This window comes from Nostoc sp. NMS4 (assembly GCF_017115095.1).
Lineage (GTDB): Bacteria > Cyanobacteriota > Cyanobacteriia > Cyanobacteriales > Nostocaceae > Nostoc.
On record NZ_JABXKI010000072.1, the window covers coordinates 1 to 9333 of the forward strand.

Here is a 9333-nt window from a genome sequence, read left to right on the forward strand (position 1 = left end):
AAGGGAGACAAGGGAGACAAGGGAGACAAGGGAGACAAGGGAGACAAGGGAGACAAGGGAGATAAATAAAACTCCTAACTCCTAACTCAGCACTCAGCACTCAGCACTCCCAACGCCCAATACCCAGTCAAGACTAACTTAAAGTATGTTTTTTCAGTTCTTCTAGAGAAACCACCTCCAAGGCTCTAGCATGGGTTGCTGAAAGGATTACGGGTGGAGCAACGCCAGCTTCTAGAGCTTCTTGCCAGCGAGAAGCACACAAACACCAGCGATCGCCAGGCTTTAATCCAGGAAAATTAAAATCAGGAGCAGGTGTGCTGAGGTCGTTTCCCCGTGATTTGGTGAACTCTAGAAATTCTGATGTCACTTGGGCGCATATAACGTGCGACCCGAAATCTTGACCACCTGTACGACAAAAACCGTCGCGGTAAAACCCAGTCACGGGAGAAGTACAGCAAACCTCTAGGTTTCCATCGATTACATTTTTAGCGTCTGTCATCGTTAATCGTTGTACTTGATTTTTCCACTTGATATAATAAGCTTATATTTATTGTCAGTTCCCTAGTTGAATTAAAATTGCGATCGCTAATTAATTCCCAAAACCAGGGAATTCTAAAATCACTTATATTAAACCAGAATATTTAAGAGCGATCGCTCTCAGTTTAAATAAAAACCCCTGGCTAACTACCAGGGGTAATGCAAGTCAGTACTATTCGCATGGAATGTATCCTACTCCAATACCATAGCAACCCTCTAATTTACAGATATGCCATTTTGCCAAACAAAAAAAGCCCTCAGTGGTAAGCTGAGGGTTAATTTTTTTAGAATAGCGGTAATATACAAAGCTATTATTCCCATACTCAACACAATTTAAATTTTATATAATGTATGCGTTACATTATACACTAATATTTGGTCAGTGCGTAGGCAATGCCTGTCATAGGCATCGCACCAAGGCTAAGATTCCTGACTTCTGAGAAAAGCTGGGAATCTTTTTCAATCTATAAAAGGATTTGCAAACCGCTAATACCAATTTGAAAAAAGAATGCGACAAATAGACCATCTGTAGAGACGCGATTCATCGCGTCTTTACCAAGGATGTGTTGCAATCATTAATTGGATTGGTATAACTTCCTGAAATGGTATTAGTTTTATAAAAGCATTTGGGAATTATGTGATTAAGTACATTTGTCTTAACTACACAGAAAAACTCATGGGCTTTATAGTCTCCCTTGTAACTAGCCTAATTGCAATTCTCGTCTATCTCAATACAGCTAGGATATCTGGTGAAAGGTCACGTTTAGCAATACGCACAATTATGATATTGATTGGCAGTATTGCAGTACTGAATTCTATTTCTAGGCTTTTGGTGATTGTCCCACCTGGTAGTGTCGGTGTCGTCAATTTCTTTGGTGAAGTTTCCGAAACTACTCTTAACCCTGGTGTCCACTTGCTTAACCCCTTTAGCAAAGTGCTGAATTTTTCTACTCGCCTTAAGGATGTAAAGGAAAATGTAGATGCAACATCCCAAGAAGGTTTGAGCCTAAATCTTGATGTCAGTCTTCAGTACAAGCTCGATCCGCAAAAGGCAGCTACAGTATATAAAACAATTGGAACTGATGAAACACAACTAGTTATTTCCAGATTCCGCTCTACCGTCCGCGCCATCACAGCAAACTACCCAGCCAGTGCTATTTACTCTACCAAACGCCAAGAAATCGCCCAAAAAATTGACCAACAACTTACCCAAGAGATACCAGCTTTAGGTTTCATCGTTGAGGAAGCTCTTTTACGGAACGTCAAAATGCCTGATACTCTACAAGCTGCAATCCAAAACAAACTCAAGACAGAGCAAGAAAATCAGCAGATGAAATTTGTTTTAGAGAAAGAGCGTCAAGAGGCAGAACGAAAGCGTATTGAAGCGCAAGGCATAGCTGATTCCCAAAAAATTATCTCTGCTGGACTTACCAACCAAGTGCTACAATTGCGAGCGATCGAAGCCACAGAAAAGCTAGCTCAATCTAATAATTCTAAGCTGGTAATTATTGGTTCTGAAAAAGGCGCAGTCCCTATTATGATCCAGCCAGAAACAGCAACCTCAAAGCCCTAAAATTTTTCGATCGGGTCAATGGCTTGACAAAATTTTAATTGTATGAATTATATACTATGTATTATTTGCTAGTAAGGTGCGTAGGCATCGCTCACCTTGGGCGTTGGTTCCTTCAACTGGCAATATGACCATCTCCAAGAAATGCCAGAAAAACTCGCCAAACGTGTCATTCACAGCAATAGCAATGGTAGTAACGGCAACGGCAAGTAATTTTGGATTTGTCTGAAATCAAAGCCCTGCATTTAAAAGTGCAGGACTTTTTGTTAATGAATATTTAATACGCTTTGGACGTGCTGTTGAAATCCTAATCCTTCTGTACTCCATCGTTCTTGAAATGCTCGTACTTTTTCCAATCTTATTGCTTTTCCATTGGGAGGGAAGTTAATTGCACAATCAAATACTTTACTCTGATCTGGAGGATGATCCCAATCATTCGTCATCCAAATCACTTGGACAAGACGATAAATATTAAATTCATCTCCAGCATTTCCATCAGGATAAAGTTGCTTATTCAGCATTTGAACAACGTGCGTTACTTTGCTACGTTGTCTTAAAATCATCAGTTCACCTTCTTGTGGAGTCTTGGCATTTATCTCATCTTTATTTTCTAAATTTCTCCAATGTATAGCAAAAATCTTTAATTCTGGATGTATAGTAAGTATGCTTTGATAAGCCCAATGTTCACCATCTATAGGTTTTACGTTTTTAGTCCAAATTAATCCATTTAAATCCATAACTATTGCTCAATCTTGTTTTAATAGAGAAGCTTCAGTTATAGTTTTCCCTAAAATCTTGCTAAAGTAACAAAACTTCCTTTTTGCACATATCATAAATCAAAAGTTTGATAGTAAAATATTATTTTTTGCTACGATAGTCTCATATTGGCTTTTGCAAGCTTCAATTTAAAATTTCAATGTAAGTAATGGTAACACTTCAATTACGACAATTAAGTGTTCCGCCGGGACATAGAGTAATACTCCACGATGTTAGCTGGCAAGAATTTGAGGCAATTTTAGAAGAACTTGGCGACCATCGAGCTACTCGATTGGCTTACAACCAGGGAACTTTGGAGATGAGAATGCCATTACCAAAGCATGAGAAAGCCAAAGTCATCATTGGCGATTTGGTGAAAATTCTGTTGGAAGAGTTAGAAATTGACTGTGAAACATTTGGCTCAACCACCTTTAAACGTGAAGATATGGCTTTTGGTGTAGAGCCTGATGACTGTTTCTACATTCAAAATCATGCTCAAATGATTGGTAAAGAGCGAATAGACTTGAAGGTTGACCCGCCACCTGACCTTGCAATTGAAGTTGATGTTACTTCCAAAACTCAACTGGATGCTTACGAAGCATTGCGAGTTCCTGAACTGTGGCGATATGAAAATGGCAAGCTACAAATTAATATTCTTCAAGATAGCAAATACATTGAGTCTGAAATTAGTTCTACTTTTCCCAACTTGCCCATTGTTGAAGTAATTCCCCAGTTTGTCGAACAGAGCCGAACTTTAGGTAGAAGTCCAACGCTTAGAGCATTTCGTCAATGGGTAAGAAAGCAAATCAACCCAACTTAATCCAACCCTTGTTCTTTTAACAACAAATGAGCATTGTAATATCTTATATAAAAAAAGGAGCCTAAGTTAGGCTCCTTAATAAAAAAGGTTAACAAAATTGTGACTACTTAACAGTCACCTTACCGCCAGCTTCTTCGATGCGCTTCTTAGCATCTTCGGCAGCATCCTTAGCAATACCTTCTTTAACTGCCTTGGGCGCAGCTTCCACTAAGTCTTTAGCTTCTTTCAGACCCAAACCGGTCAATTCCCGGACAATCTTCAGCACGGCAATCTTCTTATCAGCAGGGACTGATTCGAGAATCACTTCAAACTCGGTTTGCTCAACAACTTCCTCAACAGCAGCAGCAGGACCTGGACCTGCGAATGCTACACCAACAGGTGCAGCAGCACTCACGCCAAAAGCTTCTTCAATTTGCTTGACTAACTCAGAAGCTTCCAGCAAAGAGAGAGTTTTTAGTTGTTCTAAAATGTTATCGGTTGCAGCAGACATTGATATAACTCCTGTAATTTTGATTATTTATTTGTCATCGGTCATTAGTCTTTAACTATAGACTTTTGACTTTTGACTGATGAACCACGAAGTCTATTCAGCAGCAGTTTCTGTGCTGCTATCAGCTTCAGCAGTGGTTTCGGTGCTACTATCTTTATCTTCGACAGCAGCGCTTTCAGTGCTACCACCACTTTGCTCTTGGTCGGCCACAGCCTGGAAAGCACGAGCCAGTGAACCAGGAACTTCGTTGATACCCACAGCAATCTTGGTAGCCAAGGAATTGATAGCCCCAGCGATTTGGGCGATGAGTTGTTCCTTAGATGGCAAGTCTCCGAGTATCTTGACATCAGGTTCTTTGAGTAGGCGACCTTCCAGTACACCACCACGAAGTTCTGTCTTCTTGCTGACTTTCTGGAATTCTTGGTATGCCTTAATTGCCGATGAAAAATCTTCTTTTACCAGCAAAAAGGCGGAAGCACCGTTGAGCAATTCTGACAAAGGCTGCCATTTTTCATCATCTTTAATGGCAATGCCCATTAAAGTGTTCTTCGTCACCTTACAAACAGTGCCACTAGGACGTAGCCGCCGCCGTAAATCGCTAATTTCAGCAACTGTTAGCCCCTGATAGTCAATTACCAGTGCTAGAGTTGACTGACTCAAAGTTTCTTTGAGGTCAGCTACTATCTCTTTTTTATTTTCTAGTGTTCTACCCATTCCAATCTCACCTCCTTAAAACAATCGGGGAAGTGCCCTAGTTGTGTGTTTTTTCTCAAACTGAACCCAAAGAACAAACCCCAGCTAATATAGCCGGGGTTGAGTAGTAAGACTCGTGATGCCATAGTTATCACACCTTGATGGGTGGTAATTTTGACAATTAGAGTTTTAACCTCGGCAGGATATTAAGTTATTAGCACCTGCTGTCTCCGGCTTTGCCTATTTAATTTTGTGATTTGTCATTTGTCCTTCGTCCTTTGTCCTTTGTCTTTACAAATGACTAATGACTAATGACTAAAAATTAAGCTGCTTGGCTCAGTTTCAAATCTCGTAGGGCACTGATATCAACTTTAATTGATGGCCCCATAGTGGCTGACACATAAAATGTGCGCCAATAACGACCTTTAGCTCCTGAAGGACGGTTACGGTCAATCGTCTCCTGCAATGCCTTCAGGTTGACTAACAAATCTTCAGGCGAGAAGGTTGTCTTACCAAACATAACATGGACAATACCAGTTCGATCGGCCCGGAATTCTAATTTACCTGCTTTGAATTCTGCGATCGCACTTCCTAAATCAAATGTTACGGTTCCACCTTTGGGTGATGGCATTAAACCACGCGGACCAAGCAACTTACCCAGTTTTGCTACCTGTGGCATCACATCGGGTGTGGCAATCAGCTTGTCAAAATCCATTCTACCTTTCTGGATTTCGTCAATCAGTTCTTCTGACCCAACGATATCAGCACCAGCAATGCTTGCTTCGTTTACTTTTTCGCCTCTGGCAATCACCGCCACCCGAACGATTTGTCCAGTACCTTTAGGCAGTGCTACCGTTGTCCGCAACTGTTGGTCTGTATACTTGGGGTCAATTCCCAACCGGATATGCGCTTCCGCAGCTTCGGTAAATTTAGCTGTTGCTGTGTCTTTGAGAAGGGCTAAAGCCTCTAAAGGATGATAGTCCTTGTCTTCTACTTTTGCTTGCAATCCTTGCAAACGACGCGATATTTTTGGCATTTGTTCTCCTGGGGTAATTCCGAAGCCTCGCCTCTCCCCCGATAATTTTTAGTTTTTTGTCCTTTGTCTTTTGTTATTTGTCCTTAGTCAGTTACTAATGACCAATAGCCAATGACCAATGACTTAATCCGTGATTGTTACGCCCATATTTTTAGCCGTTCCTGCCACAATCTTCATTGCCGCTTCAATGTCGTTGGCATTAAGGTCGGGGAGTTTCGTTTGGGCTATTTCTTGCAATTGGGCTTTGCTAATTGACCCAACCTTCTTTTTGTTGGGTTCATTCGAGCCTTTTTCAACTTTCGCCGCCTTCCGAATCAGCACTGATGCGGGTGGCGTTTTGAGTACAAATGTAAAACTCCGGTCTTCAAAAACCGAAATTTCTACAGGTATCACCATTCCAGCTTGGTCTGCTGTTTTGGCGTTGTACTCTTTACAAAACATCATGATGTTGACACCATGTTGACCCAAGGCGGGCCCAACTGGCGGTGCTGGGTTGGCTTTTCCAGCATTCAAGGCCAGTTTAATGACCGCCACTACTTTCTTCGCCATTTGTATTTAGCTCTGTTTCTCTACCTGATTAAATTCCAATTCTACTGGTGTATCCCTGCCGAAAATTGATAGCAAGGCTTTAAGTTTACTCCGTTCTGGAGAGACTTCAATCACCTCACCTTCAAAATCTTTAAATGGGCCAGAAAGCACCATTATCTTATCACCAGTAGCCATGTCAATTTTGACAACAGCTTCTTGTTCGCTGGTTTGTTTGAATATACGTTCAACTTCTGAAGCACTCAATGGTATGGGATGCACATGACCGCGACCCTTGCTGCTACCACCACGTTTTTGTTCTGAACCGACAAAGTTAATTACATGAGAGGTGTTACGTACCACCTGCCAAGTATCATCATCCATCATCATCCGCACCAGCACATAGCCAGGAAAAACTTTTTCTTCTGTATGCTGACGACTGCCATCTTTGCGGATTTTCACCGCTGGCGTTTGCGGAATTTCTACCTGGATAATTTTGTCAGCGACATCAAAAGTTTGAATGCGTTGTTCTAAGTTAGTTTTTACACGCTTCTCACAGCCTGAAGCTACTTGTACTGCATACCAGCGTGCTTCTTTTGACGCTGCTTCTGCCGCTTCTGCTGCTTCTGCTGTTTCCTCTGACTGCAACATTGAGTTGCGTGGTTCATCTGTTGCAAAACTCATTAGAACACCTGTTTTGCTGCCCAACCAAACAATCCATCGACCAAGTATATCAAAGATGCGGAGAGTGCCACCATTAACAACACAGCGGCGGATTCGCTCACTATCTGTTTCCGACTGGGCCAAACTACTTTTTCAAGTTCTTCTTTGGTTCCCTGTATGAAGTTGCCAAAGCTAAACCCGTTTGTGGTTTCTGGCAATTCTGCTTCACTTTTTTTGGCCACGACCGTTTATCCCCCGTTTCTTATACTAGATCCTGTTTAATTGTCATCTAGCTTTGCAGTTTCGACTCTATTTTACTTACTGGAAGCAAAACAACTACAAATACAATAAGTTTACCCGAAATTATTAGCGCTAACTGCCATATTAGCAGCTGCGTAATTATTTCGGGCTTTGTTTTTTGCTCTTGAGCGCGCCCTGGAGGACTTGAACCCCCGACATCAGGTTTTGGAGACCTGCGTTCTACCAACTGAACTAAGAGCGCACAAGCTGTTTTTCATCCAGTGATTGCGCTGAACTAGATTTTAGTTTAACGCAATATGAGATTTATATCATACCTTAGTTTTGCCCTGAAAAACAAGTTAGCGGCAGATGCCGCTTGAAGAAAAGAGATTTCTCCCATAATGATTGCAGAATGAATCACAAAGGGCGGTCAAACCGTTGCTTGATTCGGGTTGCTTTACCTACGCGATCGCGGAGATAATACAGTTTAGCACGGCGGACTTTACCGCGACGTAATACCTTGATGCTGTCAATTCGGGGAGAATGCAACAGAAATACCCGCTCAACGCCCACGCCTTGGAAAACCTTACGGACTGTAATAGTTTCGTTGATGCCACCATTGCGCTTGGCAATCACTACTCCCTCGTAGGGTTGTACGCGGTATTTTTCGCCTTCCTTGATTTTTACTCCTACTTTTACAGTATCGCCCACATAAATGTCGGGCAGATTGGATTTTATGTGTTCCGCTTCAATGGAGCGGATAATCTCTTGAGCGTTCATAGTCTTTCTGTCTGCTTAAAAAAAACTCACGATCATCAATGATAAATCGATAATCCTATTTCAGTCTACTGGTTAGGATTGATAATTTTACTGATACAACAGCCGGCATATCAAAGTTATATTGCAGAATGCTGTACCACAGGGGTGAAATTTATGAAATTTAGCGTCGTCATCAGTACCTATAATCGCTTGAATTTGCTGCAAAGAGCAATTGATTCGGCTCGTAACCAAACAATCGAGTGCGAGGTGGTTGTTGCCGACGATTGTTCTTCTGATGACACCCAAACCTATCTCAAAAGCTTAGGGGACAAGGTTGTTTACCACCGTAACGAAGTAAACCTTGGTCATGCAGCAACTGTAAATGCGGGAGTTGCCAAAGCTAGCGGCGACTGGATAAAGTTTTTAGATGATGATGATTATTTAGCGCCTAACTGCATAGAAGAGATGGCCAAAGCGATCGCACTTCGTCCCGATGCTGTAATCTGCTCTTGTGTGGCCGCTCAGGTGGATGGTAATGAAGTTGAACTTTCTCGCACTCCCCAAGTTGGCCCCGGTTTAGCTTTTTATATCCCACAAGCTGATATTCACTACGGTATGCTTTTAGAGCTTGTACCCTTTGGCACACCTGTACAAGTAGCTTGCCGACGTGATGCTTTTTTACAGACTGGTGGTTGGGACTCCACACTCGATGCTAACTGTGATGACATCGATTCCTGGATTCGGATTGCTCAGTTTGGCGATGCTATTTTCTTCAACCAGTGTCTTGCTTACCGGACTATCTGGCCGGGTGCGTATAATCAAAAGTTTTCTTTGTCTCGGCGGTTGGCGACAAATATTTTGATGAAGGAGAAAATTTACGCTTTGGTAAATGAGCAACATCGCTCAAAGATTCCTCTTTTTCAGGATATAAAAAATTACCTGAAACTTCATTGGATTTTAGTCGCACTGAAGCAAAAAAATCTCAAGAGTTTTCTTTCAATGATCGACCCGTCTATACTTTCTCCTCAATCTTGGAAGTTTTTGCTAACAGCTGCCTCATCACGCCGCTCTCAGGGGAACAATTCTCAGGTTCGTAAACTGGTATTGATTGAGTCGTAATCTGATGTCTGGCAAAATACCCAGAATAAAAAATTTATTTTTAAGTGAGGACTTTAGTCCTCACTTTTCGCTGACGGGGCGACAAACAAGGCTGAAAACAAGACCGTGTAAAGAATGTAACGATG

The 9333-nt window shown here is 41.8% G+C and carries 12 protein-coding genes, 1 tRNA gene and 1 other annotated feature; of the genes, 3 read left to right on the forward strand and 10 right to left on the reverse strand.

Translation table 11 applies throughout. From position 1 onward, the window contains the following. Window positions 1-133 precede the first annotated feature (133 nt). Window positions 134-499 carry a DUF2237 family protein gene (locus HWQ37_RS03675; RefSeq protein ID WP_292743919.1) on the reverse strand — a complete coding sequence of 122 codons (366 nt, stop codon included), beginning with the start codon at window positions 497-499 and terminating at the stop codon, window positions 134-136. A 714-nt stretch (window positions 500-1213) separates the two neighbouring features. Between HWQ37_RS03675 and HWQ37_RS03680 the strand changes: the two genes are divergently transcribed. Then, the gene (locus HWQ37_RS03680) at window positions 1214-2110 is read left to right on the forward strand and encodes an SPFH domain-containing protein (protein ID WP_292743922.1); all 897 of its coding nucleotides are present in this window, start codon (window positions 1214-1216) and stop codon (window positions 2108-2110) included. A 263-nt stretch (window positions 2111-2373) separates the two neighbouring features. On the opposite strand, the gene HWQ37_RS03685 is transcribed toward HWQ37_RS03680, so the two are convergent. Further along, window positions 2374-2844 carry a hypothetical protein gene (locus HWQ37_RS03685; RefSeq protein WP_292743925.1) on the reverse strand — a complete coding sequence of 157 codons (471 nt, stop codon included), beginning with the start codon at window positions 2842-2844 and terminating at the stop codon, window positions 2374-2376. Between the two features lie 188 nt (window positions 2845-3032). On the opposite strand from HWQ37_RS03685, the gene HWQ37_RS03690 reads away from it, so the two are divergent. Then, window positions 3033-3683 carry a Uma2 family endonuclease gene (locus HWQ37_RS03690; RefSeq protein WP_292743928.1) on the forward strand — a complete coding sequence of 217 codons (651 nt, stop codon included), beginning with the start codon at window positions 3033-3035 and terminating at the stop codon, window positions 3681-3683. Window positions 3684-3786: 103 nt separating this feature from the next. On the opposite strand, the gene rplL is transcribed toward HWQ37_RS03690, so the two are convergent. The 8 genes from rplL to rplS form a co-directional block, all read right to left on the reverse strand. Next, window positions 3787-4173: a 50S ribosomal protein L7/L12 gene (rplL, locus tag HWQ37_RS03695; protein ID WP_292743931.1), complete on the reverse strand. Its 387-nt coding sequence runs from the start codon at window positions 4171-4173 to the stop codon at window positions 3787-3789. 93 nt (window positions 4174-4266) lie between these two features. Then, the gene (rplJ, locus tag HWQ37_RS03700; protein ID WP_292743934.1) at window positions 4267-4887 is read right to left on the reverse strand and encodes a 50S ribosomal protein L10; all 621 of its coding nucleotides are present in this window, start codon (window positions 4885-4887) and stop codon (window positions 4267-4269) included. A gap of 63 nt (window positions 4888-4950) precedes the next feature. Further along, window positions 4951-5118 (reverse strand) — a sequence feature (ribosomal protein L10 leader region). Between the two features lie 70 nt (window positions 5119-5188). Then, window positions 5189-5902 carry a 50S ribosomal protein L1 gene (gene rplA / locus HWQ37_RS03705; protein WP_292743937.1) on the reverse strand — a complete coding sequence of 238 codons (714 nt, stop codon included), beginning with the start codon at window positions 5900-5902 and terminating at the stop codon, window positions 5189-5191. 123 nt (window positions 5903-6025) lie between these two features. After that, window positions 6026-6451 (reverse strand): 50S ribosomal protein L11, encoded by a 426-nt coding sequence (rplK, locus tag HWQ37_RS03710; protein WP_292743940.1) that lies wholly within the window; start codon window positions 6449-6451, stop codon window positions 6026-6028. A 6-nt stretch (window positions 6452-6457) separates the two neighbouring features. Further along, window positions 6458-7111 carry a transcription termination/antitermination protein NusG gene (nusG, locus tag HWQ37_RS03715; protein ID WP_292743942.1) on the reverse strand — a complete coding sequence of 218 codons (654 nt, stop codon included), beginning with the start codon at window positions 7109-7111 and terminating at the stop codon, window positions 6458-6460. Then, on the reverse strand, window positions 7111-7332 hold the full coding sequence (secE, locus tag HWQ37_RS03720; RefSeq protein ID WP_292743945.1) for a preprotein translocase subunit SecE: 222 nt from the start codon (window positions 7330-7332) through the stop codon (window positions 7111-7113). Before secE ends, nusG begins: the two co-directional genes overlap by 1 nt. A 187-nt stretch (window positions 7333-7519) precedes the next feature. Then, window positions 7520-7592, reverse strand: a tRNA-Trp gene (locus tag HWQ37_RS03725). Window positions 7593-7747: 155 nt separating this feature from the next. Continuing rightward, window positions 7748-8110 (reverse strand): 50S ribosomal protein L19, encoded by a 363-nt coding sequence (gene rplS / locus HWQ37_RS03730; RefSeq protein ID WP_196527330.1) that lies wholly within the window; start codon window positions 8108-8110, stop codon window positions 7748-7750. A 153-nt stretch (window positions 8111-8263) separates the two neighbouring features. Between rplS and HWQ37_RS03735 the strand changes: the two genes are divergently transcribed. Then, a complete protein-coding gene (locus HWQ37_RS03735) occupies window positions 8264-9208 on the forward strand; it encodes a glycosyltransferase family 2 protein (protein WP_292743948.1) in 945 nt (314 codons plus the stop codon). Window positions 9209-9333 lie beyond the last annotated feature (125 nt).

Coding starts and splice junctions, on each gene's coding strand:
- HWQ37_RS03675 (WP_292743919.1), bottom strand. CDS start 499: ATGACAGACGCTAAAAATGTAATCGATGGAAACCTAGAGGTTTGCTGT.
- nusG (WP_292743942.1), bottom strand. CDS start 7,111: ATGAGTTTTGCAACAGATGAACCACGCAACTCAATGTTGCAGTCAGAG.
- HWQ37_RS03690 (WP_292743928.1), top strand. CDS start 3,033: ATGGTAACACTTCAATTACGACAATTAAGTGTTCCGCCGGGACATAGA.
- HWQ37_RS03735 (WP_292743948.1), top strand. CDS start 8,264: ATGAAATTTAGCGTCGTCATCAGTACCTATAATCGCTTGAATTTGCTG.
- HWQ37_RS03680 (WP_292743922.1), top strand. CDS start 1,214: ATGGGCTTTATAGTCTCCCTTGTAACTAGCCTAATTGCAATTCTCGTC.
- HWQ37_RS03685 (WP_292743925.1), bottom strand. CDS start 2,844: ATGGATTTAAATGGATTAATTTGGACTAAAAACGTAAAACCTATAGAT.
- rplJ (WP_292743934.1), bottom strand. CDS start 4,887: ATGGGTAGAACACTAGAAAATAAAAAAGAGATAGTAGCTGACCTCAAA.
- rplL (WP_292743931.1), bottom strand. CDS start 4,173: ATGTCTGCTGCAACCGATAACATTTTAGAACAACTAAAAACTCTCTCT.
- rplA (WP_292743937.1), bottom strand. CDS start 5,902: ATGCCAAAAATATCGCGTCGTTTGCAAGGATTGCAAGCAAAAGTAGAA.
- rplK (WP_292743940.1), bottom strand. CDS start 6,451: ATGGCGAAGAAAGTAGTGGCGGTCATTAAACTGGCCTTGAATGCTGGA.
- rplS (WP_196527330.1), bottom strand. CDS start 8,110: ATGAACGCTCAAGAGATTATCCGCTCCATTGAAGCGGAACACATAAAA.